This window comes from Streptococcus sp. ELY_90 (assembly GCF_058314475.1).
The window spans coordinates 125,876-150,910 of record NZ_JBZFUJ010000005.1; the positions used below are offsets into that span (position 1 = coordinate 125,876).

The window sequence follows — 25,035 nt, forward strand, 5'->3', positions numbered from 1 at the left end:
AGCTTAGATTAATACATTATCCCTTTGTAGTTATGAGAGGTTAAAATGACGGATTTATTCGATAAGATCAAAACAGTCACCGAATTAGACGGTATTGCCGGCTATGAAAGCAATATTCGTGATTTTCTGCGGTCTAAAATCACACCTTTGACAGACGAAGTCCAGACAGATGGCTTGGGCGGTATTTTCGGCATCAAACACAGTTCTGCTGAAAATGCTCCTCGTGTTATGGTCGCAGCCCACATGGATGAAGTCGGTTTTATGGTTAGCCAGATCAAAGAAGACGGAACTCTGCGTGCTTTAGCTATCGGCGGCTGGAATCCTTTGGTGATCAGCTCTCAGCGTTTTACCCTTTATACGCGTAACAATCAAATGATTCCTCTGATTTCCGGATCTGTCCCGCCGCATTTTCTGCGTCACAGCAATGGCTCTCCTTCACTGCCAAACGTTGAAGACATTGTCTTTGATGCAGGCTTTGCTGATAAGGCAGAAGCTGAACGCTACGGTATCTCCCCGGGCGATATTATCGTTCCGCAAACAGAAGCTATTTTGACAGCTAATCAGCAAAATGTCATTTCTAAAGCTTGGGATAACCGCTACGGCCTTCTTATGGTTACAGAATTATTAGAAAACCTTAAAAATCAGCAGATGAACAGTACCCTCATTGCCGGCGCCAACGTTCAGGAAGAGGTAGGCCTGCGCGGTGCCCATGTTTCAACTACTAAATTTGACCCGGAAATCTTCTTTGCAGTTGACTGCTCGCCTGCCGGCGATGTTTACGGCGATCAAGGAAAAATCGGAGAAGGTACCCTGATTCGCTTCTACGATCCGGGACACCTGATGCTTAAAAATATGCGGGACTTCCTGCTGACAACAGCTGAAGAAGCTGGCATTAAGTACCAATATTATGCTGCTAAAGGCGGAACAGATGCCGGTGCAGCTCATCTTCAAAACAGCGGGATTCCTTCAACAACCATCGGTGTTTGTGCCCGCTATATTCACTCGCATCAAACACTTTACTCCTTGGATGATTTCCTGCAGGCGCAGCATTTCCTTCAAGCCATTATAAAAAAACTCGACCGCTCAACTGTTAATCTTATAAAAAACTATTAGAAAGGATGAGACGGGCAAATGCTTCATGCTCTATGTTTGCTAAATCAGCTTCATTAGCATCTTGCATCTCCTAAGTCTTCTGCTTCCCTATGATTATTGGATTTATCGGCGTTGGCAAAATGGCCAGCGCCATCATTACCGGACTGAAAAAAACAGCATTCAAAGTGATTATCGCCGACAGCACTCTTGAAAAAAGCAAGGCCAAGGCTGATGCGCTGGAAGTTGATTTTGCAGCTTCTCAGCAAGAGATTATTGATAAAGCCGACCTTGTTGTTTTGGGAGTTAAACCGCAGGTCCTGCCGGATGTTCTAGCAGGCCTGACTGTTAACAAGCCTATTCTTTCAATGGCTGCCGGAACAAGCTTGAGCCGTCTGGCCCAACTGACCCAAGCCAACCTTCCTATCATCCGCATTATGCCTAATCTCAATGCACAGCTGCTTAAAAGCAGCACTGCTATTTGCCGCAATGATAAGGTTTCTGACCAGCTCTTTGAAACAGCCAAGCAAATGACCGACTCATTTGGCACAACCTTTGAAATTGCTGAAAAAGACTTTGATGCTTTCACTGCTCTGGCAGGCTCCAGCCCCGCTTATATTGCACTCTTTATTGAAGCTCTGGCTAAAGCCGGCTTGAAATACGGTTTTCCCAAGGATTTGGCCCTTGATATTGTCAGCCAGACCGTTCTGGCTACCAGCCAGAACCTTCTCTTGAGCGGTATCAGCCCCAACGATTTTATTGATAAAGTTTCAAGTCCGGGCGGTACAACTATTGCAGGACTCTTAGACTTGGAAAAGACAGGATTCACTGCCAGTGCCATCTCGGCTATTGATACAACTATCGAAAAAGCTAAAAACATGTAAAAGAAAAATGCTTGTAAAGACTTACCATTTGGCTTTGCAAGCATTTATTTTTTAAATGATATTTGAAAATCTGCAGACAAGTTGTTTCCCGCAGCAAATAAAAACTAAAAGTTATTTATTCATCAGATTAGTCACAAGTATGGCAACAAAGCCCATAGCATTGTTGAGACCATGTATCCAAATACTGTATTCCAGATGCTTAAATTTATAGCAAACAATGGCTAAAACAATTCCCATACCAACATATAAGACAAAACTGCCAATGTCACTGGGACCGTGAAGCAGGCCGAAAAGCAGGGCTCCGACAGCAAATCCAAGGCCTTCAAAACGCTTTGAGAATAATTTCGGAATAAGGCCCCTAAAAATGATTTCTTCTGTCAAGGGAGCTATAATAACAATAAACAGGAACATAATCAAAAGCGAGGAATTTTCAAACAGCTGATCAATGGTTGCCTGATTGTTCGTCGTGGTTTTGCCTTCCAGGGTTAAAATAATACCGCCAATAAGCTTAACAATGAATAATGCGATAAATCCCAGCGAAACAACCCCAAAAGTTTTCCAACTCAGCCACTGCTTAATACCGACGTCAATCAGTTTTTTTCGTCTGGCCAGCACATAAAAACCAACGATTATAAGGATTTGCATAGCAATAATCGTTAAGGTTTGCCAGCCATTCAGAATGGAGCTTTCTTTTTTCCAAACCATCATCAGCACATCAGGCAGCTGGCTCACAACAAATAAACCGACAATGGCAGCTATGGACACTGCTTTTTTTAAAATTCCTTTCATATCTCTCCTTTAACTAATCTGTGCTTTTCACAGTCTTACAGCAAAAGGCCAAGTTCCATACTTTTTACCAAGTAACATTAAGAACTGGCTGTTCAAATCAGCGCCGCAGATAATTTTTAGCATAACTGGGCTTTCCTAACAAAAAAGTTGATAGGTAATATCTATCAGCTTTTTCGGTCTTATCATAAAATGTGATAACTTATTTAACTTTCAGACGCTCAACATCACGCGCAATGACAAGCTCTTCGTCGGTTGGAATAACCAGTACTTTAACCTTGGCATCATCTGATGATACCACACCGTAGGCTGGATGAGCGTTATTTTTTTCTGCAACAATATCCGCACCAATCCAAGAAAAATGCTTGATAATTTCATCACGAATATGAGCATCATTTTCACCAATACCTGCTGTAAAGACAATAGCATCGACACCATTCATTACCGCTGCATAGGCACCAATATGTTTCACAATACGGTCAACAAACATGGCATAAGCCAAGGATGCATCTTTATCGCCATTTTTCGTTGCTGTCTCAATCTCACGCATATCATTAGATAATTCTGAAATGCCAAGCAGACCGGACTCATGGTTGAAAATACGGCGGATATCTTCCGGTGTTTTGAAATCATCTGTATTATCCATCAGATAAGGAATAATGGCAGGATCAAGATCTCCCGTACGTGTTCCCATCATAACACCGCCCAGCGGAGTGAATCCCATGGAGGTATCTACTGATTTGCCGCCATCAACTGCTGTGAGAGAAACACCATTCCCCATATGAGCCGTAATAAGTTTAAGCTCTTCAATAGGCTTCCCTAAAACTTTAGCTGCTTCATGAGCGACATAATAATGGCTGGTACCGTGCGCACCGTATTTACGAACTTTATTTTCTGTGAAGTATTTATTCGGCAGCGGATAGCGATAAGCAACCTCCGGCATGGTTGTGTGGAAAGCCGTGTCAAAAACCACAACACTGGTAATGTCTGGCAGAATTTCTTTAAATGCCCGTATTCCCGCAGCATTGGCTTTGTTATGCAGGGGAGCCAGAAGGGCCAGCTCCTCAACTTTTTCAATAACCTCTTCACTGTCTACCAGAACAGATTCATTAAAATAAGTACCGCCTGCAACCACACGATGCCCCACACCTGTAATTTCGTCATAAGATTTGATAATTCCTAAGTGAATTAAATCATCCAAAAGAATTTTTACAGCAGCTGTATGGTCTTTAATTGCCAAAGTTTCAGAAACATTTTGACCATCAAATTTTACTGTCGAAATCGCATCATCTTTACCAATACGCTCAATTAAACCCTTAGCTAATACCTGTTCTTCAGGCATTTGATAAAGCTGCCATTTCAGGCTTGAAGACCCTGCATTAATAGAAATTGTTTTTGACATAATATACCCCTTCATGAAATCGTTTACGATTATATAAGATTATTATAGCAAATTATCACTTAAATGGCATTATCTTCCTTCCATTTTTTGAAATTTTTCATAAAACTTCGTAAAATGTCAGGGTCCTGTAAATCCGTTAAGGGGTAAACAAAAGTTTCGAAATCTTGCTTGATCTGCTTCTTTAAAACAAAAATAGATTTCATATTGTTTTTATGACTGAAGACTGTCTCCGGTAAAGAAATGACCGATAAAACAGCGGCTTTTTCTTGCAGCCAAGCCTTTAATAAAGGACTCTGTTCGCTGGTCAGCAAATCAACAGGTGCCAAAAAAATGGCCAGTCCATTTTTCTTTAAGTACTTAAGCGACTGCTCCATTAAAAGATGATGAGCGTAGGTATGCCCCTCTTTTGCTGCAACTTTATAGCGCATCGCAATATCATCATTAGGATAAAAACCAACAGGTAAATCGCTGATAATAACATCACTTTCCTTTAAAATTTGCGGCCGCACTGCATCTTCTTGAATAAAATGAACAGGAGAATCTAAAACATCCGCAACACTTGCTGACAGATCAATCAAAAGATCATCAACCTCAATCCCCATATAGTCGAGCTGTTTCGAGCTGTTATTAACCAGTGTTTCTGCGAGATTTCCTGTTCCCGATCCGATTTCAAGAATATCTAACTGGTCACTGTCAGTCAATTCTTCCAATAAATAGAGAATGATAAAACCGATACTATCCGGGGTAAACTGGTGGTTTGCCTGCAGCTGATGCTCTTGGGCTGCCTTAATAAACAGAAACTGAAAAGCTCTGCGCCACTCTTCTTTGCTGAGATTCAGCTGCTGTAATTTATAATTATTCTGAGTGATTATATCACCGGCTCCATCAGCTCCCAGATAATAAGCATTTTGCTCGATTAGAGCATCATAAAGATTTGTCTGAAGCCTTGTTTCCAGTTGCTGACAATTCTCCAACAGTAAATTATAGGCTGTTTCTATTTTTCCAAAATCCATAATTTCCTCCAGCACCTATCATATCAAAAATAGATTGAACTGGCAAAATCAGTAGTTTTTAGATTGAGAACTCCTATTTTCTTTTGATTCCTCAAGATTTGCTTTATCTTTTTCAGAATTTCTTTTAGCCGCCTTCTCCGCAGTTCTTTTATCCTCTTCCTTAAAATGATAGTGATAAGATTGACCGCTTTTCAAATGCACGTCAATCAAAATCTGCTGATTCTCCTTTTGATAACTTGAATGACCGTAGTTAAAGGTAAACTGCCCCTTGTTATCTTCAGCTAAATCCTGAGTTAATTCTGCCATAAGGTAGGCTTGGCTGGCTGATAATTGTTCTTGACTCTGCCTTTCCATTGCCAGAACACGGTTAAGGTAAAACTGCAATAAAAGACTGAATATCGCTGCCATTAGAAGGGCATATAAAAGAACACCCGCCTTAACCTTTCTCATCGAACGCATAGATGAAAGTCCTCTCTAATCCATTATCAAAAGTAATATCCAGCTTCACAACTTCCCCTGATTGTTTAAAATAGGCTGTCTTTACTCCTGTCAGCATCGGCTGATAACCGCGCCCGTCAGCATTAGTCTTCCTAAAATCTGTCGCCTTTGATTTGCCAAAAGCCAAATTCTGTCCGTCTTTACTGATATAAAGTTTATGACCTTCTAGTTTCTGAAAACTTGTCCCCTCAAGTTCTGAGCGAAATTGCTGGCAGAAGAGCAGCCATTTATCCTGTTGATTTTTTGATAAATAGTGAACGTTGCTGCTGATTACTTTAGTGAGACCGCTGTAAACGGATATGCTGCCGGCAATAACAAGCAGGGCGACCAGACACTCCAGAAGTGTAAAAGCCCTTAATTTACTCTTTAACAAGGCTTATAACCTCCTTTTGACCATTGTAAACAGTAATTGCTGTTTCATCTCTAGCAACTCTCACACTGACACCATTAAGGCTCAGGTTATCTTGGTTAGTCTGAACAGCCATTGTCGCCAGATTCATCATCTCCTGCCTTTGTAAATTGTCAGCAAGCCTTTTTTGATCGTGATTCATCTGCTGAAGAATCAAAGATGTGATTGTTACCAAAAGTCCCAAAGCAATTAGACTTTCAAGGAGAATATAAGCTTTCATTTTCTGTCTTTTTATATTGACCACTCCCTATATATAATTGATAAGTTACTGTCTTTTTTGGAGTCCGGAAACTAAATTTAGCCAGCGATGAGTTGCCGCCTGCCTGATCAAAATGCAGCGCCATGGTTTTTTCTAATTTTATATTCTCAGGAACATCAAGCGTCTCAACACCATTAGAAATCTCTCCCTTGTCTAAAGTTAAAGTCATTTCCTGCTTAGATAGAGAACTGAGCTTCTGTGTATCACGATAAAGATGTTCAAACGACAGAAAAAAGAGCTGCTCTTCCACACTGGCAAAAGTCTGACTGATCCCTCCAGACAGAATTAGGATTAAAAAAGCTGTAATAGCCAGAGTTATCAGGCTCTCCAAAAGTGTAAAAGCTTTAATTCGCCACATGACGTGCCTTTTCAGGATGTTTCGCATAATAGGCTTTATAAGAATCCGCCTGTTCCTGAGTAATGTTGCCGCCGGCTACTAATTTTGAAAGAGTCGCCGATCCTGTCTGATCCAATTCATAGAGTTCAGCCTGGCTTTCAACGACTTTGACAACGGCTGAATTCCCAGTATCTTTTACCTTGTCTTTTTGTTTTGCCAAATTAGGCACAAATAAAAGCAGCAAAACACTGATAATCAGCAAAACGACTAACATTTCAATCAGGGTAAAACCTTTTACGGTCACTTTCTTTAACTTTTTCATTATAAATGAACCTCCATATTTTGATAAATCGGCAGCAGCATTGCTGCATAAATCATTACGATAACCAACGCTACCAGGACAAAGACAAGAGGCTGGATGAACTGCATTGCTTTGTTGATCTTACTAAAGAAACGCTCCCAGCTCTCCTCAGCATAAATTTCAAGCTCACTGCCCAGTTTTGACTTTACTTCTCCATATTCAATCATCAGACTGAGTTCTCTTAAAAAGAAAGGATAATCTAAGACCTTCTGGTGAAATTCCTGACCAGATATAAGTGCCCTTTCCATATCATCGCCAATTTCTCTAAAGAGCCTCGACTTTTGCTCCTGCATCAGTCGAACAATCTGGGCCATCTCTACTCCCTGTCCTATAAGATTGCCCCATTCCCGTGCATAATAAGCCGTCAAATACAGCCGAAAATAACGGCCTATAAACGGTATCTGACTGTAAACCGTCATTAAACGAATTCTAGTCATTCTCCTTGCAAGAAGATAAAAAACTCCTGTTAAAATCATGAGAAATCCGCACCCTAAAAGAAAAATAAGCGGGAAATGTGAAATAAGTTCCGTCGCAAAATTCCCATTTTCAAGCTGAGGCAGCAGGTAATTTTTTAATCCCAGCATAATAAGAATAAGAAAGATAATGAGAATAACAGGATAGGTGGTTACTTCCACCAGCTTCTTTCTGACAATAATGAGATTGTTTAAGTAGGCCTCGATTTTTAAGAGACTTTTCTGAGTATTCCCATGAATTTCAGAAAGTGCTAACTGTGTAACCACATTGTCAGAAAAGCCTAAGGAACCCATTATTTCTGCTAAATTCAAACCGTTTAGGAGCCCCTGACGCATACTGTCTGTATAAACTTTTGCCAGTAAGCGGCTGCGCTCTAAAAAATCTACAATTTCAGTCAGGTTGAAGCCGCTGGCAAAAAGATTATTAAATAATTGGATAACCTTCCGCTGTTTTTCAGTCCTTAATCTTTTCTGCCTCTGCTTCTTCCTGAGTGATATGTCCTTCTGCAAAAAGGCTGTCAATTTGTTTATTCCACTTTTGCGCTGAATGCTTTTGGTAGTCTCCTTGGGCAAAATCAATGACACCTCCTCCCTTAATTAAACGTTGGTAAGCAATCCCGCGTAAAGCATTTTCCAGCTCTTCCCGACTGACCCCCAATTCCAAAAGCCTGGCATAGACTCCGGGAATACTCTTAGCATGAATAGTTGAAAAAACAACTGCTCCGGTCAGACTTGCTCTGATAACGGCCCTTGCAGTCTCTTTATCTCTGATCTCCCCAATAATCAGAATGTCAGGACGATGCCTGAGAGACAGTTTAATTAAATTATCGTAAGTCATCTCAATGCTCTCATTTAACTGCAGCTGCAGCATATCGTCCTGTTTAATTTCCACTGGATCTTCAATAGTAATCACCTGCCTGCGGCTAAACTTCTCTTTGACTAACTGGTACATAAGTGTTGTTTTGCCGCTGCCGACCGGGCCTGAAAAGAGATAAAGTCCCCTCCCTTTAATTTCCTTTAAAATGAGATTCATGCCATTAAACCAAAATTTTAAATCGTGGCGGCCGTCAAACAAGAGACGAATGACCAGACTCTCATAACTGCGGTAATCGCCGACACTTGAGAGCCGCAAAGAGATTGACTTATCTTCATCGTAAGAATAATCGCAGGCTCCTAACTGGCTTCGTCTTTTTTCTCCGACGTTCATTCCTGCGACAAATTTGAAATGGCTGATAAGATTTGCCATAAACTGGTGCTCATAATCATCAATAAATCTTCTTTCATCTCCGATTCTCATATAGAGCTCATAAAAATCTTTTTTAGGAATAATATAAATATCCTGCGCTCTGTTTTGAACGGCTTCTGCAATAATTTTCTTTCCTAACTCTTGAACCATAAACCCTCCTACTTTATTCATTCGTAAAGAAAGAAAATTTTGAATAAAATCTTATTAATTTTGTTTTTAAAGCAAAAAAATAAACCGCAGCTTACACTTGCGGTTTATTTTTCTTAATAGAGCAGGCTCGGTGATTAGGCTTGTCGCTTCGTCTGTCATAGGCCGGGCGGTGCATTTCCTCAGGGATTTCCTGCCAATCGGTTAAAAGAGCTAAGGAATAGTACTGCTGCACATACTCATCGCACTCCTCACACCAGCGCTGGTCTTCTTCATCCCAAAAAGCTGTCATAATACTGCTGCGGCTGTTAAAGCCTGAATGAGAACCATGTAAGTTCAGCCATTCCTTTTTATAATATTTTAGAGCTTCATAATAATGGTCAAATTCATAAACCTGAACGATGTCATCTTTCCAGCCATCCAAGAACCACCAAGGTTCCATATCGCCGTACATTTTTACTACCTGATACATAAACTTTACTTCCTTAATATCCTCATTATATAGGAAAAGTCTCAATTTTAAAAAAGTTCTGCTCATTTATGAGAAAGATTAGAATTATTATAAAAAAGCCCTGCTAAGCTGAGCTGCCTCCCAAAAGTTAGACATAAAATCTAACGATCGAAAAGCAGCTCAAAGCAGGACTCTTTTTATTCTGTTACAGGTGTTTCATCGATTTCAGTGTCTTCAATAAGCTCGACTTCATTAACAGCCTGCGGCTCAATGTTGCGGTAGCGTGCCATTCCGGTACCAGCCGGAATAATCTTACCGATAATAACATTTTCTTTAAGACCAAGCAAGTGATCCTTCTTACCGCGGATCGCAGCGTCTGTAAGAACACGAGTTGTTTCTTGGAAAGAAGCAGCAGACAAGAATGAATTTGTTTCAAGGGAAGCTTTCGTAATCCCCATGAGGACCGGACGGCTTGTGGCTGGAATACCGCCGGCAATAACAATATCCTTGTTGGCATCTGTAAAGTCAGCAATATCCATCAGAACGCCCGGAAGAAGATCTGTATCTCCCGGATCCATAACACGTACTTTGCGAAGCATTTGGCGAACCATAACTTCAACGTGCTTATCTCCAATTTCTACCCCTTGGCTGCGATACACTTTTTGGACTTCAGAAAGAAGATAAATTTCAACAGATAAGGTATCGCGGACTTCCAGCAAGTGTTTTGGCTGGATAGAACCTTCTGTCAGCGGTGCTCCGCGGTGAACTTCATCACCCACTTCAACTTTCATGCGAGCTGTAAATGGTACTGTGTACTCACCTTCTCCTGTTGCACCTTTGACGTAAACCTTTTTAGTGCGGGTAGCAGCGTCTTCTTCAATGTCTGTGACTTGTCCCTTAACCTCTGTGATAACAGCCTCACCTTTAGGGTTGCGGGCTTCAAAGATTTCTTGGATACGAGGAAGACCCTGTGTAATGTCGGCATTTGAAGCAACACCGCCTGTGTGGAAGGTACGCATAGTAAGCTGTGTACCTGGTTCACCGATGGATTGAGCAGCAATCGTACCAACTGCCTCACCGACTTCAACAGCATCACCTGTTGCCAAGTTGATACCATAACAATGACGGCAGACTCCATGACGCGTATTACATGTAAAGACTGAACGGATAGTCACCTCAGTAACTCCAGCATCTACAATCTTACGAGCCATGTCTTCAGTAATCAACTCATCAGCTCCAACGAGAACCTGATTTGTTTCCGGATGTCTGACGGTCTTCTTGGTGTAACGGCCGACAAGACGTTCTTCAAGCGTTTCTGTTACTTCCTTACCATCGGTGATGGCTGTAATCGTCAGACCGCGGTCAGTGTGACAGTCGTCTTCACGAATAATAACATCTTGGGCAACATCAACCAAACGGCGGGTAAGATAGCCGGAATCGGCAGTCTTAAGCGCTGTATCGGTCATCCCTTTACGGGCACCGTGGGTTGAGAAGAACATTTCCAAAACAGACAGACCTTCACGGAAGTTTGAAAGGATCGGCAGTTCCATGATGCGTCCGTTAGGAGCAGCCATCAAGCCGCGCATACCGGCAAGCTGGGAGAAGTTGGAGATGTTACCACGCGCTCCGGAGTCCATCATCATAACGATCGGATTCTTAGAATCCTGTGTTTCAACCAAACGCTCTTCCAGTTTTTCCTTAGCATCACGCCAAGTTGCCGTAACAGCTTCATAGCGATCCTCGTCTGTCATGAGACCGCGACGGAAAGCTTTGGAAATATCTTCAACACGGTGGTGAGCTGCATCTATAATTTCCTGCTTGTTATCAATAACTGGAATGTCAGCGATACCTACTGTTAAACCGGCCAAGGTTGAATGATAATAACCAAGGTCTTTCAAACGGTCAAGAAAGGCTGAAGTTTCAGTTGTACGGAAACGTTTAAAGATTTCAGCGATAATGTTACCAAGATTTTTCTTCTTAAATGGAATATTTAAGTCAAGATTTTTGATAACTTCCTTGATATCAGAGCCAGGCGTTAAGAAATACTTATCAGGCGTTTTGTCTGTTAAGTTGGCATTGTTTGGCTCCTGAAGGTAAGGAAGGTCTGCCGGCATAATATCATTGAAGAGAATTTTACCAACAGTTGTAATCATGATTTTGTGCTTTTGCTCATCTGTCCATGGTTTGTCAGACATGCTGTCGACAGCAATACCGACACGGCTGTGGAGATGAACATAGCCGTTGCGATAAGCCATAACAGCTTCATCACGGTCTTTGAAGACCATTCCTTCACCCTCACGGCCGGCATCTTCCATGGTTAGATAGTAGTTACCAAGAACCATATCTTGAGATGGGGTAACGACTGGTTTACCGTCTTTAGGATTAAGAATGTGTTCAGCAGCCAGCATCAAGAGACGAGCTTCTGCTTGAGCTTCTTCAGACAGCGGCACGTGAATAGCCATTTGGTCCCCGTCAAAGTCGGCGTTGTAAGCTTCACAGGCCAGCGGATGGAGCCGCAGAGCCTTACCGTCAATCAAAACGGGTTCAAAAGCTTGAATACCCAAGCGGTGAAGAGTCGGTGCGCGGTTAAGAAGAACCGGATGCTCTTTAATGACCTCCTCAAGAATATCCCAAATGCGGTCATCGCCGCGCTCAATCAAGCGTTTTGCTGCCTTGACATTTTGTACGATGTCTCGCGCTACAATCTCGCGCATGACAAACGGTTTAAAGAGCTCAATCGCCATTTCACGCGGCACACCGCATTGGTACATCTTAAGTGTCGGACCGACAGCAATAACCGAACGTCCTGAGAAGTCGACACGTTTACCGAGCAAGTTTTGACGGAAACGACCTTGCTTACCTTTAAGCATGTGACTGAGAGATTTCAAAGGACGGCTGCCGGGTCCGGTAATCGGACGGCCGCGGCGGCCATTATCAATCAAAGCATCCACAGCTTCCTGCAGCATCCGTTTTTCATTTTGCACAATAATGCCGGGAGCATTCAGCTCGAGCAAACGCGCCAAACGGTTGTTACGGTTAATAACACGGCGGTAGAGATCGTTAAGGTCAGAAGTTGTAAAGCGGCCGCCATCCAATTGCAGCATCGGACGAAGATCAGGCGGAATAACCGGCAGGATGTTAAGTACCATCCACTCAGGTTTATTTCCTGATTTTTGGAAGGCATCAAGAACATCCAAACGGCGGACAGCCTTCACCCGTTTTTGCCCGGAAACTGTTTTTAATTCTGCTTTCAGCTCTGCAATTTCTGCATCTAAGTCAACACGTTTCAAGAGGTCTTGAATCGCTTCTGCACCCATTTTGGCAACGAATGATCCCGGACCGTATTCTTGAAGTTTTTCACGGTACTCGCGCTCAGTCAAAAGAGATTTTGGCTCAAGCGGTGTATCCTTAGGATCAATCACCACATAGGCAGCAAAGTAAATAACTTCTTCTAAAGAACGCGGACTCATATCAAGAGTGAGCCCCATGCGAGAAGGGATGCCTTTGAAGTACCAGATATGAGAAACAGGCGCTTTCAATTCGATATGCCCCATGCGTTCACGGCGGACTCTGGTACGAGTCACCTCAACGCCGCAGCGGTCACAAATAATCCCTTTGTAGCGAATACGCTTGTACTTACCGCAGGCACATTCCCAGTCCTTAGTAGGACCGAAAATAACCTCATCAAACAGACCGTCACGTTCCGGTTTTAAGGTCCGATAGTTGATTGTTTCAGGTTTTTTAACCTCGCCGTAAGACCATGAGCGGACTTTATTCGGCGAAGCTAATGTGATTTGCATACTTTTAAAACGATTTACGTCAACCACTAATTTTACCTTTCTTATGATTATCAGCAGCCAGACAGCCAAACTATAGTTGAGGCGGCTGGCAGTTTATTTGTCTGTTATTTTTCATCACCATTTGCAAATTCGGCGGCTTCAATAACTTGTTTTTCACGCGCTTTTTCAAGATCATCAACATGCATAACATCTTCATCTTCGCCTTCATCAAGATCACGAAGTTCAACTTCTCTGTCATCTTCATCAAGGACGCGCATATCAAGTCCCAGCGACTGCAATTCCTTCACAAGAACGCGGAATGACTCCGGCACACCTGGTTTTGGAATCGGATTGCCCTTGGTAATGGCTTCATAAGCTTTGAGACGGCCTGTGATATCATCAGACTTGTAAGTCAAGATTTCTTGCAGTACATTTGACGCACCGTAAGCTTCCAGTGCCCAAACTTCCATTTCACCAAACCGCTGTCCTCCAAACTGAGCTTTACCTCCCAGCGGCTGCTGAGTGATAGTTGAGTAAGGACCGACAGAACGGGCATGGAGCTTATCGTCAACCATGTGGTGGAGCTTGATCATGTACATGACACCGACAGATACACGGTTATCAAATGGTTCACCAGTCCGGCCATCATAGAGAACAGTTTTGGCATCAGAAGCCATACCGGCTTCTTTGACCGTTTCCCAAAGATCATCGGACGTTGCACCGTCAAAGACCGGAGTTGCGATATGAATGCCTAAGCTGCGGGCAGCCATACCAAGGTGAAGTTCCATAACCTGTCCGATATTCATCCGTGATGGCACCCCGAGAGGGTTCAGCATAATATCAACAGGAGTTCCGTCTGGAAGATACGGCATGTCCTCAACAGGAACAATACGTGAAACGACACCCTTGTTCCCATGACGTCCGGCCATTTTATCCCCAACTTTGATCTTACGTTTTTGAGCGATATAAACACGAACAAGCGTATTAACTCCTGATTGAAGTTCGTCACCGTTGGCACGGGTAAAGATTTTCACATCACAGACAACACCGTCTCCGCCGTGAGGAACACGGAGCGACGTATCGCGCACTTCACGTGATTTGTCACCAAAGATAGCGTGCAGGAGACGCTCTTCAGCAGTGAGATCCTTTTCACCTTTAGGCGTTACTTTTCCGACAAGAATGTCCCCTTCTTTCACCTCTGCACCAATGCGGATGATACCCATTTCATCGAGATCTTTGAGGGCTTCTTCTCCCACATTTGGAACTTCACGCGTGATTTCTTCAGGGCCAAGTTTTGTGTCGCGGGTTTCAGATTCAAATTCTTCTAAGTGAACAGATGTGTAAACATCGTCTTTAACCAGGCGTTCACTCATAATGACAGCATCTTCAAAGTTATAACCTTCCCAGGTCATATAGGCAACAATAGGATTTTGACCAAGCGCCATTTCGCCTTTTTCCATAGAAGGACCGTCAGCAATAAAGTCACCCTTTTCTACGCTGTCTCCTACCTTGACAAGTGTACGTTGGTTATAGGCAGTTCCTGAATTAGAACGGCGGAATTTTGTGATATTGTACACGTCAAGAGAGCCATCTTCGCGGCGGACTTCGACCTTGTCTGCATCAGAGTAAACGACCTTACCGTTATTTTGAGCGATAATGGCAGCTCCTGAATCGTGGGCAGCCTGATATTCCATACCTGTTCCGACAAGCGGAGCTTTAGGATCAATCAGAGGCACAGCCTGACGCTGCATGTTGGCACCCATAAGAGCACGGTTGGAGTCATCGTTTTCAAGGAATGGAATACAAGCTGTCGCAACCGCAACTACCTGTTTAGGAGAAACATCCATGTATTCGACTGAACTTGCCGGAAATTCCTGGTTATTCCCTTGGTGGCGTCCCATGACGATTTCTTCGGCAAAGGTACCGTCTTCATTGAGTTTTGAGTTGGCCTGAGCAACAGTGTATTCATCTTCTTCATCCGCAGTCAGCCATTCAATCTCATTGGTAACCACGCCTGTGCTGCGGTCAACCTTGCGGTAAGGTGTTTGGATGAAACCGTATTTGTTGAGGTGTCCGTATGAAGACAAGTTGTTAATCAAACCGATGTTTGGTCCTTCAGGCGTTTCAATCGGACACATACGGCCGTAATGAGTGTAGTGCACATCACGCACTTCATAACCTGCACGGTCACGTGTCAAACCGCCAGGTCCCAAGGCTGACAAACGGCGCTTGTGAGACAGCTCAGACAGCGGATTGTGCTGATCCATAAACTGTGATAATTGAGAAGAGCCAAAGAATTCTTTGATAGCAGCGGTCACCGGACGGATATTGATGATTTGCTGCGGTGTGAGAACCTCATTGTCCTGAACAGACATCCGTTCACGAACATTTCTTTCCATACGAGCCAGACCGATACGGAATTGGTTGGCCAGCAATTCACCGACGGCACGGATACGGCGGTTCCCTAAGTGGTCAATGTCATCAACCTTGCCGAGACCTTCAGCTAAATTAAGGAAATAAGACATTTCAGCTAAGATATCAGCAGGTGTTAGGTGACGTACCTTATCATCCGGATTAGCATTGCCGACAATGGTCACAACACGGTCCGGATCATTGGGAGCTACGACTTTGAATTTTTGCAGAATAACAGGTTCTGTCAAAACAGCATACTCATTTGGTGTATAGACAATCTTGTTAAGATCGCCTTCCAGATAATCAGAAATAGAATCAATGACGCTTCGAGTCATTTCAGTTCCTGATTCAACCAGAATTTCACCCGTTTCAGGGTCCACCAGATTTTCAGCAATAACCTGATTCAAAAGACGGGTTTTGATATTTAATTTTTTGTTAATCTTATAACGGCCGACAGCTGCTAAATCGTAGCGGCGCGCATCAAAGAAACGCGCAATCAAAAGGCTGCGTGAACTGTCAGCTGTCTTAGGCTCACCCGGACGCAGGCGTTCGTAAATTTCTTTAAGAGCCTCATCAGTTCTGGAATCATTCGGATTTTTGTGGATATCTTTCTCGATAGTATTGCGCACCAGGTCGCTCTCACCGAAAATATCAAGAATTTCATCATCACCGGAAAATCCAAGAGCCCGCACCAGCGTTGTAAATGGAATTTTACGCGTCCGGTCAATCCGTGTATAGGCAATATCCTTAGAGTCAGTCTCAAGTTCAAGCCAGGCACCGCGGTTAGGAATAACCGTAGAACCATAGCCGACTTTACCGTTTTTATCAACCTTATCATTAAAGTAAACACCTGGTGAGCGAACTAACTGGGAAACAATAATCCGCTCAGCACCATTGATGATAAACGTTCCCATTTCAGTCATAAGCGGAAAATCGCCAAAGAAGACTTCCTGGGTTTTGATTTCACCGGTTTCTTTATTAATCAGGCGGAAGGTTACAAAAATCGGCGCTGAATAATGTGCATCATGAGCGCTTGCTTCTTCCAAAGTATACTTAGGCTCCTTGATTTCATACCCTACAAACTCGAGTTCCATGGTTTCCGTAAAGTTTGAAATAGGAAAAACATCTTCAAAAACTTCCTTAAGACCGGTATCCAAAAAGTCTTTGAACGAATCCGTCTGAATCTCAATCAAATTTGGTAAATCAAGAACTTCTTTGATTCTTGAAAAACTGCGACGCGTACGGTGCTTACCGTATTGAACTTCATGTCCTGCCAAGTTTTAACTCCTTCTTCTTTCCAGACCTCTGCCCGAGGCCAAAACGTTAGCAAATTTGCCGTTTCCACTAATTTTCAGAAAGTTTAAATATCTATTACAAAATAGAGCTATACCGAAAATTAAGCACAAAAAGAGCAGCTAAATCTGACTCATTAAAGTTTGATTTAACTGCTGTAAGCTCTGATTGGACAATATTTCAACCAAAGCAGACGACAAATAGTTACGTATATTATATACTATCTCCCTGAGCTTGTCAAGAAATGCTATCTGCCTCCAATCTTTGACCAAGCCTTTTGGTAATCGCTGTCTGTACCGCCTATAGCAAATTTATAGACCGTATTGCCGGGACCGTTTTTAGCCCAGTAGCTGCTAGTTGTTGCACCGCCGACAGAAATAGCCTTTCCATTAACATTGACCGTCGCCGGTTTCAGACCTGTTGATTTCAGAACATTAGCTTTAATAACGCTGGAATCAAGACCGAAACGCTGGTTGGCTCCCCAAACATTTGGATCGGCCTGATTGATGGCATTGACCAAGTGCGCCATATATTGGGCGTTGTTGTTATAGCCTGTCATAGATTTTAAAGAAGTGTTATCATCATGGCCTGCCCAGCCTCCAAGCGTTGTCTTGGGTGTAGACAGCATCAGCCAAACATCTGTATAATCATCGGTTGTCCCTGTTTTTCCTGTCCAGTCAGCACCGGCCAAGCCTGAATTAAGAGCTTTCAGTCTATTTTTAAACGTTGTGGTTTTACCCGAACTAATGGGACCTCTGAGCATCTCATTCAAGATGCTGGCTGTCGCTTTCGAATAGACCCGAACCGGCTTAGAAGCATGCTGATAAACGACTTTGCCCTGGCTGTCAGTAATCTTTTCAACCATATATTGTTTTTGATAGACACCGCCGTTAGCGAGCGTTTGATAGCCATTTGTCTGCTGAGCAACCGTTGTTTCAACCCCGCCGCCTAAAGGAAGGCTTTCGATATAATATTCAGGAATGTGATAGCCCATTTTTTCCATATAATTGGGAACATCTACACCCTTTTGCAGCAAGGTCTGATAGGTCCAGTAGGCCGGAATATTCCAGGAAACGTCCAAGGCTTCCTGCAGATTGACCATCGCCGTTCCTTCATCTCCGGAGTGCATAATTTTTTGTCCGCTGGCAAAAGTTGTCGGATAATTTGAAAGCATGCTTGAGCTGCCCATAAGCCCTTGATCAATAGCAGGTCCGTAAGCCAGTAATGGCTTGATGCTGGATCCGGGTGATCTTGCCGTATCAAAAGCATGGTTATTTTGATTGCTCTTGTAATCACGTCCCCCTACAAATCCAAGAACAGCTCCGCTGGAATTATCCATCAGAACATTGCCGACTTCAACTTTCCCCGTCCCGTCATCAAGAGAGCCGCCATGCTGAGCAACAGCTGTCTGCATAGCTTTATAAACCTTTTTATTGATAGTTGTTGTGACCGTGTAGCCGCCTAAGCGCAGCTCCTGCAGAGCTTTTTCCTTGTAGGCTTCTTTGGTTTTATCGTTTTTTAAATCCTGAGAAGAGACTTTATCCCGTTTGACAAGATAGTCATACATAGCATCTCTGGCCTCTTCAAAGACAGCATAGTATAAATAGTCATGCGAATCTGCTTGGGCTGCCTGAGGTTTTCTAAAATCTTTCTTCAGGTCGTATTGCTTATAGCTTTCATAATCAGCCTTTGACAAAACTCCTGTGCGATACATACTGTACAGCACATTTTGTGAGCGCTTCAGGCCCAGCTTCATTTCTTCTGCTGACTTGAGTTTTCCTGCAGCAGTGTAAGGCGAATAGGTGATGGGACTTTGCGGCAGTCCGGCTAAAAACGCGGCTTGAGGAATGGTCAGATCTTTAGCAGCAACCCCAAAAATTCCCTGAGCAGCTTCTTCAATTCCGGCAATATTTTGCCCTTTATTATTGCGTCCAAACGGAGAGACATTCAGATAATTGGTCAGAATCCTGTCCTTGTCCTCATAACGTTCAAGCGCAAGAGCGTAAACGATCTCCTTAGTTTTACGTTTGAAAGTAGGATCATCCCCCAGAACCTGCTGTTTTAAGAGCTGCTGCGTCAGTGTTGAACCGCCGCTGCTTTCACCCAGTCCCAAAACCGAACCCAGTGCTGCTCGGAACACAGCTTTGGGAACAACCCCATGGTGCTCTTTAAAATTCTCATCTTCCGTTGCAATAACAGCCTTTTTCACATTTTCCGAGATATCTTTGCCATCCACAGGTGTTCTTAAAAGGTCTGTGTCAATTGTTGAAATCAGCGACTTATCTGAATAGGTCATTTTAGAAATTCTGGTTAATGTATTGACCTGAGTAACCAAGTCTGTCTTAGCAGGAACCTTTACGGTTTCTACCTGCCTGGCCAGATAGCCTAATCCCATACCAATGCCTAAAAAAACAAACAAAAGAAGAAGAATGTAGGCAAAATCTGACAGCAGTTTAAAGGTGCGCAAAAAAACGGAGCCGAAATCCAGATAATCTGTCCGCTTTAATTCTTTTAACTTTAAATTTTTAAACCAGTTTACAAAGTCGATTTTACTAAAATCAGGCTTTTTAGCAGTTATTTCTTTGAACTTTCTTTTTATTTTTTCCAGCAGGGACATAACAATACCTCAATTTATATTATACCAAATTTATCATGTTTAACATAGCCGCTAAATGAAGGAGTTCTTTTCTTACTCTCTCATAAGAACTTGCACAGGCCCTGTTGTTTTTGATATAATGCTTTGTAATGTTATAAGAATATGGAGAAAAGCAATGACAATTTTTGAAGAACTTAAAGCACGCGGCTTAGTCTTTCAAACTACTGATGAAGAGGCCCTGAAAAAAGCATTGGATGAAGGCTCTGTGTCTTTTTATTCAGGCTATGATCCGACAGCAGACAGCCTCCATCTGGGTCATCTGGTCCCGATTTTGGTCATGAAGCACCTGCAATTAGCCGGACATAAACCCTACCCGCTTGTCGGAGGAGCTACCGGACTGATTGGCGACCCTTCCTTTAAGGATGATGAGCGCAGCCTTCAGACCAAAGAAACCGTCAAAGGCTGGGTAGAAAGCATTCGCAGTCAGCTGGAGCGTTTTATTGAGTTTGAAAAGGGCGATAACAAAGCTCAGATGGTCAATAACTATGATTGGTTCGAATCTGTCAGCTTTATTGATTTCCTGCGGGATGTCGGTAAATATTTCACAGTCAACTACATGATGAGCAAGGAATCTGTGAAAAAGCGCATTGAAACCGGGATTTCCTATACCGAATTTGCCTACCAAATTATGCAGGCCTATGATTTTTATGTTCTCAATCAAAAATACGGTGTCAGCTTACAAATCGGCGGCTCCGATCAATGGGGCAATATGACTGCCGGTACCGAACTGCTCCGCCGTAAGGCTGATAAACAAGGGCATGTGATTACCGTTCCCTTAATTACGGATGCTACCGGCAAAAAGTTCGGTAAATCAGAAGGCAACGCTGTCTGGCTCGATGCCGATAAAACATCTCCTTATGAAATGTATCAATTCTGGCTGAATGTCATGGATGCCGATGCTGTTCGTTTTCTTAAAATCTTTACTTTCCTGTCTCTGGATGAAATTGAAGATATCCGTGTAAAATTCGAAGCGGCTCCTCATGAACGTTTAGCACAGAAAACACTGGCAAAAGAAGTTGTCACCTTTGTCCACGGCGAAGAAGCCTATAAAGAAGCTGTTAAGATTACCGAGCAGCTCTTTGCAGGGAATATCAAGAGCCTTTCTGCCAAAGAACTTAAGCAAGGTCTCAGCAATGTTCCCAACTATCCTGTAAAATCAGAGGACAGCCTTAATATCGTTGATATTTTAGTCACTGCGGGTATTGTCAATTCTAAACGTCAGGCTCGTGAAGATGTGCAAAACGGTGCTGTTTATATCAACGGCGAACGCGTTCAGGACTTGGATTATCAATTATCTGACCAAGATAAGGTTGATGACGAGCTGACTGTTATCCGCCGCGGCAAGAAAAAATATTTTGTCTTAACGTATTAATCGCATGACAAAGAAAGTGAAGTCAATCGATCTCTAAAGGATTTCGATTGACTTCACTTTTTTCTTTGCAGGTATAAATTTTCTGAATCTCAGATTGATTTAATCTTTTATCAGCTGGTTGAGCAGACCGACAAATAGGAAAATTCCAATAAAAATCATCGTGATTGTCGCACTGGCAGGTGTTTCAGCCAGATAAGAAATAAAAATACCAGATACCATTCCGATAAAACCAATCAAGATGCCCAAGGCAATAACCGTTTTAAAGTTGTTTCCCAGCCGCATTGCAATACTTGCAGGCAACACCATAATCGTTGATACCAAAAGTGCCCCTGCTGCCGGAATAGTAAGAGCAATAGCCACTCCTGTAACAACATTGAACAAAATGGACATAAGCCGAACAGGCAAACCATCTACAAAGGCCGTTTCTTCATCAAAAGTCAAAATATACATAGGACGGATAAAGCAAAATGTAAGAATTAAAACGATAGCTGCAATCGCAAACAAAGCAATGACCTGTTCACGGCTAATAGTAATAATAGAACCAAAGAGGTACTGTTCAAGGCTGACGTTGCTAGCGTCACCTGCCTTGCTCATAACAATTAAAGAAAGAGCCAAACCCATGGACATCAAAATAGCAGTGGCAATTTCCATATAATGACGGTAAACAGTACGCAAATATTCAAGAACCACAGCAGCTAAAGTAACCACTAAAAGGGTGGTCCATGTAGGCGAAATTCCCAGCAAAACTCCGAAAGCAACACCTGCTAAGGAGACGTGGCTAAGCGTATCACTCATCAGACTCTGACGGCGCAAAATAAGAAACAAACCCAAAATCGGAGCAAAAACACTGATAGCGACAACTGCCAGCAAAGCCCGCTGCATGAAATCATAAGCCAATATATCACTTAATATCATCTTTTCCTCCCTCATCTTTTCCATGGATATTAAAGCAGCGCCAAGGCAAGTCTTGATTTCTCACCAAATGAATATTTCGGTCCGCATATTCCTTAACCTCTTCAGGATCATGTGTAATCATCAGAACTGCTTTGCTGTGCTGATGAGCGCTGTGGTGCATCAGCTCATAAAAGGTCTCTGTTGTTCCTGCATCCATCCCAGTTGTCGGCTCATCTAACACAAAAATATCAGGATCACTGGCAAACATTCTGGCGATAACAGCACGCTGCTTCTGACCTCCTGAAAGACTGCCGATAGGTTTATGACGGTTTTCCCACATACCAACCGACTCTAAGCTTGCCCTGATATGCTCTTCATCATGCTTGGTCAGCCGTCTGAACCAGCCGTTTCTTGGGTAGCGGCCCGATTTAACAAATTCGTAGACTGTACTTGGAAAACCGGCATTAAAACTGGCAATCTGCTGAGGCAGATAGGCCAGGCGCAATTTTTTGCCAGCCACGTTCGTTTTGGAAAATTCCACAGAACCGACTTTCGGTTTTAAAATACCCAGAGTTGCCTTGATTAAAGTTGACTTGGCAGCCCCGTTTTCCCCCGTCAGTGTCACAAATTCACCGCTGTCTAAATGGTAGTTAATTCCTTCTAAAACAGGTTCTGAGTCATATTGATAAGATAGATTTTTTACAGTAATATATCGCACAGCTACTCCTTTAATTCCTTGCTTAAAGCAGTTAAAAAGCGACTGATAACAGCCTGCTCCTCTTTTGAAAAGGTATCCAAGAGATGATCATAAACCGACAGCGTCAAAGCATGATGGTGTTCATGCTCCTGAGCAATAGGCTTAGCCAAATCCGTCAGACGAAAATAAGTGACCCTTGCATCAGCCTTATCTTTGATGGACTCCAGCATCTCCTGCTTCACAAGAGATTTGACCGCTTTTGTCACTGCCGCTTGACTCACATTCAGCCGTTTGGCCAAGTCTGAATTTGTCAGATTTTCCTGTGACAGCAGCATCAAAATATGCTCCTGGGTGTTGGTCAGTTTAATCTCACTTTGGCAAGAACCAATCAGCAGCTCATGTTGATTTTCAGCCTTTAAAAGAATTTGATTGATCAAGTGATCAATGTCCTGTCCCAATGCCATAGCCCCCTCCTTTTAATTAACTGGTTAATGATTTGTCGCTTAATCTTACCATAAATAAAAAAAAGAATCAAATGAATTCGATTCTTTTTATAATATTCTCACCTTATAAACTTCTCTGCAAAAGCCCTTCATGCTGTTAACAACGCGATTAGCGCGCTTTTCTGTCCGGCAGAGCGCAAAAACTGTCGGCCCGCTGCCTGTCATCAAAGAAATATCAGCCCCGCATTTATCCATGCGATCCTTAATTTTTTGAATAAAAGGTTTTCTGGCAATGGTGATATCCTCAAGCGAATTCCCCATGGCCTGCAGCACCTCTTCATAAGAATCTGTCAAAATAGCTTCCTTTAAGGCATCAATATTGACTCGAGAAATCGTGTCAGTATCAATCTCCTTAAAAATTGTTCTTGTTGAAATGCCAAAGTCAGGTTTAACCAAAACGACCCAGGCCGACAGAGAATTTGGCAGATTTTCAACAATTTCTCCCTTACCCGAAATAAGGGCACAGCCGCCTTTGATGCAGTAAGGAACATCACTTCCAATTTCAAAGCCAATTTCAATCAGTTCTTCTTCTGATAAGTTAAGATTCCATAAACGATTGAGAGCACGCAGGGTTGCAGCCGCATCGCTGGATCCTCCTCCCAAACCCGCACATATAGGAATCGATTTTTGCAGCGATATTTCAAGCCCGGTGCGAATCTCATACCGCTCCTTCAAAAGCTGAGCCGCCTTGCAAACATCATTTTTACTGTTCAGCGGCAGCTTGCAGCTGTTTGATTTGACGACAATCTGATCCTCTGCAGTCTCTGTAATCGTAATATAATCATTTAAATCCACACTGACCATAATCATTGACAGTTCGTGAAAACCATCCTGACGCTTGCCGGCAATATCAAGACCAAGATTGATTTTAGCAGGAGCTTTCTCAACAATTTCCATATCGTGCCTTTCTTGTGAATGATTATATTAATTATACCAAAAACTTCTCTTCTGTGGTTTGCCAAACCGTATAAAAACCAACTTTTCCCAGGTCAAAAGCAGCCAAAGAACATATAAAAAGGCCGAAGCAAAAAGCCTCAGCTCCATTATATAAACGTGTAATACAGGTGATCAAATATAAGATTGACTGTACCAGCGGTAATTCCCTTTTTCTTGCCTGCTGGTTCTTTCAAGAAAACCATTCACCAAAATTCTCTTTTATTTTGCTTTTACCTGATTAACTTTTTTGATAGCTCTGTGTTGATAAGCCAATCGAAATCAAAATAAGCAAAATATTTTTACCTAATGTTCTCTTAAACTTGTATCATCAAAGTCACTTAATTTTTTCTTGAGATCTTTAAGCATTTTTTGCCTGCCTAAAAATCGCTCACCAGCCACCAGACGTTCAAACTGCTCTTTTTGATTCTCGTTCAGCCCTTTCTTATAAGCTGTCAAACGATCATAAAACAAAACATATTCATCCAGCTGCATACCTGCAGCCGAAACACAATGAGCCACCTCACTAATTTCATCATAAGGCATTTTGTTAAAACGTCTTTTTTGACTTTCCTGCTGGCGCAAAACATCTTTAATATAATTAGAGAATCTTGTTTTAAAATAAACATACAGCTTTGAATCATCCTCAGTCAGTTCAGGATGTTCCTTTAATAACTGATGCAAAACCAGCATTCCCTCTTGTTGCCAGTCTTCCCGAGTCCATAATTTAATAAAGTAATAGCGCTGCAGTTTAAATATAATCGGCTTAACTTTATTAAAAGCAATTTCAAAATTTTCTTCCATCTTCACGATGCCCTCCTTTATATGATGACATCATTATAAAGCTAAAGCAATTTTAAGAACAGGACATAAATGTCCTGTTCAGACTGAAGACAAAGCTCTTAGAATTGAATTTCTAAGAGCTTTTTGCTCTGTTTAGGAGTATACTAAAAGAAAACAGTTTGTGAGGTAAGGCCATGTTTCACAAAGAAAAACCAGATTATAACCGCTATCAATACGGGTTCTATACGCTTGATCAGCTTGTTCCTGAGGATCACTTTCTGCGTAAAATCGAGGCCGTGATTGATTTTGACTTCATCTATGACTTAGTTGAAGAAACTTATAGCAGTGATAATGGGCG

The 25,035-nt window shown here is 42.5% G+C and carries 23 protein-coding genes; 4 read left to right on the forward strand and 19 right to left on the reverse strand.

The annotated features are described in order from the left end of the window. Positions 1-45 precede the first annotated feature (45 nt). Together pepA and proC are read left to right on the forward strand one after the other, a co-directional pair. A complete protein-coding gene (pepA, locus tag AC4HAF_RS04760) occupies positions 46-1,113 on the forward strand; it encodes a glutamyl aminopeptidase (protein WP_491091977.1) in 1,068 nt (355 codons plus the stop codon). 89 nt (positions 1,114-1,202) lie between these two features. Next, complete coding sequence (gene proC, locus AC4HAF_RS04765; protein ID WP_491096873.1) at positions 1,203-1,973, forward strand: pyrroline-5-carboxylate reductase; 771 nt, start codon at positions 1,203-1,205, stop codon at positions 1,971-1,973. Between the two features lie 111 nt (positions 1,974-2,084). Here the strand turns inward: proC and AC4HAF_RS04770 are convergent, their stop codons facing one another. From AC4HAF_RS04770 to pbp1b, 14 genes are all read right to left on the reverse strand, one after another. Further along, complete coding sequence (locus AC4HAF_RS04770; RefSeq protein ID WP_491096874.1) at positions 2,085-2,762, reverse strand: CPBP family intramembrane glutamic endopeptidase; 678 nt, start codon at positions 2,760-2,762, stop codon at positions 2,085-2,087. 199 nt (positions 2,763-2,961) lie between these two features. After that, the gene (locus tag AC4HAF_RS04775) at positions 2,962-4,161 is read right to left on the reverse strand and encodes an acetate kinase (RefSeq protein ID WP_491091973.1); all 1,200 of its coding nucleotides are present in this window, start codon (positions 4,159-4,161) and stop codon (positions 2,962-2,964) included. A gap of 59 nt (positions 4,162-4,220) precedes the next feature. Then, positions 4,221-5,174 (reverse strand): class I SAM-dependent methyltransferase, encoded by a 954-nt coding sequence (locus tag AC4HAF_RS04780; RefSeq protein WP_491096875.1) that lies wholly within the window; start codon positions 5,172-5,174, stop codon positions 4,221-4,223. 48 nt (positions 5,175-5,222) lie between these two features. Next, positions 5,223-5,633 (reverse strand): competence type IV pilus minor pilin ComGG, encoded by a 411-nt coding sequence (gene comGG, locus AC4HAF_RS04785; protein ID WP_491096876.1) that lies wholly within the window; start codon positions 5,631-5,633, stop codon positions 5,223-5,225. Next, the gene (gene comGF, locus AC4HAF_RS04790) at positions 5,611-6,045 is read right to left on the reverse strand and encodes a competence type IV pilus minor pilin ComGF (RefSeq protein ID WP_491096877.1); all 435 of its coding nucleotides are present in this window, start codon (positions 6,043-6,045) and stop codon (positions 5,611-5,613) included. The genes comGG and comGF overlap by 23 nt, the downstream gene beginning before the upstream one ends. Further along, entirely contained in the window at positions 6,032-6,325 is a 294-nt protein-coding gene (gene comGE, locus AC4HAF_RS04795; protein ID WP_491096878.1) for a competence type IV pilus minor pilin ComGE, read from the reverse strand. Before comGE ends, comGF begins: the two co-directional genes overlap by 14 nt. Further along, positions 6,279-6,698, reverse strand: a complete 420-nt coding sequence (gene comGD, locus AC4HAF_RS04800; RefSeq protein ID WP_491091967.1) for a competence type IV pilus minor pilin ComGD — start codon at positions 6,696-6,698, stop codon at positions 6,279-6,281. Before comGD ends, comGE begins: the two co-directional genes overlap by 47 nt. After that, positions 6,685-6,999 (reverse strand): competence type IV pilus major pilin ComGC, encoded by a 315-nt coding sequence (gene comGC / locus AC4HAF_RS04805; RefSeq protein WP_491091966.1) that lies wholly within the window; start codon positions 6,997-6,999, stop codon positions 6,685-6,687. The genes comGD and comGC overlap by 14 nt, the downstream gene beginning before the upstream one ends. After that, complete coding sequence (comGB, locus tag AC4HAF_RS04810) at positions 6,999-8,042, reverse strand: competence type IV pilus assembly protein ComGB (protein WP_491096889.1); 1,044 nt, start codon at positions 8,040-8,042, stop codon at positions 6,999-7,001. The genes comGC and comGB overlap by 1 nt, the downstream gene beginning before the upstream one ends. Further along, on the reverse strand, positions 7,966-8,907 hold the full coding sequence (comGA, locus tag AC4HAF_RS04815) for a competence type IV pilus ATPase ComGA (protein ID WP_491091964.1): 942 nt from the start codon (positions 8,905-8,907) through the stop codon (positions 7,966-7,968). The genes comGB and comGA overlap by 77 nt, the downstream gene beginning before the upstream one ends. 91 nt (positions 8,908-8,998) lie before the next feature. Then, entirely contained in the window at positions 8,999-9,376 is a 378-nt protein-coding gene (locus AC4HAF_RS04820) for a DUF1033 family protein (protein WP_491096879.1), read from the reverse strand. Between the two features lie 176 nt (positions 9,377-9,552). Continuing rightward, the gene (rpoC, locus tag AC4HAF_RS04825; protein ID WP_491096880.1) at positions 9,553-13,182 is read right to left on the reverse strand and encodes a DNA-directed RNA polymerase subunit beta'; all 3,630 of its coding nucleotides are present in this window, start codon (positions 13,180-13,182) and stop codon (positions 9,553-9,555) included. Positions 13,183-13,259: 77 nt separating this feature from the next. Beyond that, on the reverse strand, positions 13,260-16,823 hold the full coding sequence (rpoB, locus tag AC4HAF_RS04830; RefSeq protein ID WP_491096881.1) for a DNA-directed RNA polymerase subunit beta: 3,564 nt from the start codon (positions 16,821-16,823) through the stop codon (positions 13,260-13,262). A 263-nt stretch (positions 16,824-17,086) separates the two neighbouring features. Beyond that, entirely contained in the window at positions 17,087-19,456 is a 2,370-nt protein-coding gene (gene pbp1b, locus AC4HAF_RS04835) for a penicillin-binding protein PBP1B (protein WP_491096882.1), read from the reverse strand. A 154-nt stretch (positions 19,457-19,610) separates the two neighbouring features. Here pbp1b and tyrS point away from each other — a divergent pair, with 154 nt between their 5' ends. Beyond that, entirely contained in the window at positions 19,611-20,867 is a 1,257-nt protein-coding gene (tyrS, locus tag AC4HAF_RS04840; protein WP_491096883.1) for a tyrosine--tRNA ligase, read from the forward strand. A gap of 99 nt (positions 20,868-20,966) precedes the next feature. Here tyrS and AC4HAF_RS04845 read toward each other — a convergent pair whose 3' ends face one another. The 5 genes from AC4HAF_RS04845 to AC4HAF_RS04865 all read right to left on the reverse strand — a co-directional run bounded on the left by AC4HAF_RS04845 (position 20,967) and on the right by AC4HAF_RS04865 (position 24,698). Next, positions 20,967-21,779: a metal ABC transporter permease gene (locus tag AC4HAF_RS04845; RefSeq protein ID WP_491092087.1), complete on the reverse strand. Its 813-nt coding sequence runs from the start codon at positions 21,777-21,779 to the stop codon at positions 20,967-20,969. Continuing rightward, a complete protein-coding gene (locus AC4HAF_RS04850) occupies positions 21,769-22,479 on the reverse strand; it encodes a metal ABC transporter ATP-binding protein (protein WP_491096884.1) in 711 nt (236 codons plus the stop codon). Before AC4HAF_RS04850 ends, AC4HAF_RS04845 begins: the two co-directional genes overlap by 11 nt. Before the next feature lie 2 nt (positions 22,480-22,481). Further along, positions 22,482-22,922 (reverse strand): zinc-dependent MarR family transcriptional regulator, encoded by a 441-nt coding sequence (locus AC4HAF_RS04855; protein ID WP_491096885.1) that lies wholly within the window; start codon positions 22,920-22,922, stop codon positions 22,482-22,484. A gap of 87 nt (positions 22,923-23,009) precedes the next feature. Beyond that, positions 23,010-23,858 carry a 4-(cytidine 5'-diphospho)-2-C-methyl-D-erythritol kinase gene (gene ispE, locus AC4HAF_RS04860; protein WP_491091956.1) on the reverse strand — a complete coding sequence of 283 codons (849 nt, stop codon included), beginning with the start codon at positions 23,856-23,858 and terminating at the stop codon, positions 23,010-23,012. Positions 23,859-24,200: 342 nt separating this feature from the next. Next, entirely contained in the window at positions 24,201-24,698 is a 498-nt protein-coding gene (locus AC4HAF_RS04865) for a sigma-70 RNA polymerase sigma factor region 4 domain-containing protein (RefSeq protein ID WP_491096886.1), read from the reverse strand. 173 nt (positions 24,699-24,871) lie between these two features. On the opposite strand from AC4HAF_RS04865, the gene AC4HAF_RS04870 reads away from it, so the two are divergent. Further along, on the forward strand, positions 24,872-25,035 hold a 164-nt coding region (locus AC4HAF_RS04870; RefSeq protein ID WP_491096890.1), incomplete at its 3' end, for a transposase.

Coding starts and splice junctions, on each gene's coding strand:
- pepA (WP_491091977.1), top strand. CDS start 46: ATGACGGATTTATTCGATAAGATCAAAACAGTCACCGAATTAGACGGT.
- proC (WP_491096873.1), top strand. CDS start 1,203: ATGATTATTGGATTTATCGGCGTTGGCAAAATGGCCAGCGCCATCATT.
- AC4HAF_RS04770 (WP_491096874.1), bottom strand. CDS start 2,762: ATGAAAGGAATTTTAAAAAAAGCAGTGTCCATAGCTGCCATTGTCGGT.
- AC4HAF_RS04775 (WP_491091973.1), bottom strand. CDS start 4,161: ATGTCAAAAACAATTTCTATTAATGCAGGGTCTTCAAGCCTGAAATGG.
- AC4HAF_RS04780 (WP_491096875.1), bottom strand. CDS start 5,174: ATGGATTTTGGAAAAATAGAAACAGCCTATAATTTACTGTTGGAGAAT.
- comGG (WP_491096876.1), bottom strand. CDS start 5,633: ATGCGTTCGATGAGAAAGGTTAAGGCGGGTGTTCTTTTATATGCCCTT.
- comGD (WP_491091967.1), bottom strand. CDS start 6,698: ATGTGGCGAATTAAAGCTTTTACACTTTTGGAGAGCCTGATAACTCTG.
- comGC (WP_491091966.1), bottom strand. CDS start 6,999: ATGAAAAAGTTAAAGAAAGTGACCGTAAAAGGTTTTACCCTGATTGAA.
- comGA (WP_491091964.1), bottom strand. CDS start 8,907: ATGGTTCAAGAGTTAGGAAAGAAAATTATTGCAGAAGCCGTTCAAAAC.
- AC4HAF_RS04820 (WP_491096879.1), bottom strand. CDS start 9,376: ATGTATCAGGTAGTAAAAATGTACGGCGATATGGAACCTTGGTGGTTC.
- pbp1b (WP_491096882.1), bottom strand. CDS start 19,456: ATGTCCCTGCTGGAAAAAATAAAAAGAAAGTTCAAAGAAATAACTGCT.
- tyrS (WP_491096883.1), top strand. CDS start 19,611: ATGACAATTTTTGAAGAACTTAAAGCACGCGGCTTAGTCTTTCAAACT.
- AC4HAF_RS04855 (WP_491096885.1), bottom strand. CDS start 22,922: ATGGCATTGGGACAGGACATTGATCACTTGATCAATCAAATTCTTTTA.
- ispE (WP_491091956.1), bottom strand. CDS start 23,858: ATGGAAATTGTTGAGAAAGCTCCTGCTAAAATCAATCTTGGTCTTGAT.
- AC4HAF_RS04865 (WP_491096886.1), bottom strand. CDS start 24,698: ATGGAAGAAAATTTTGAAATTGCTTTTAATAAAGTTAAGCCGATTATA.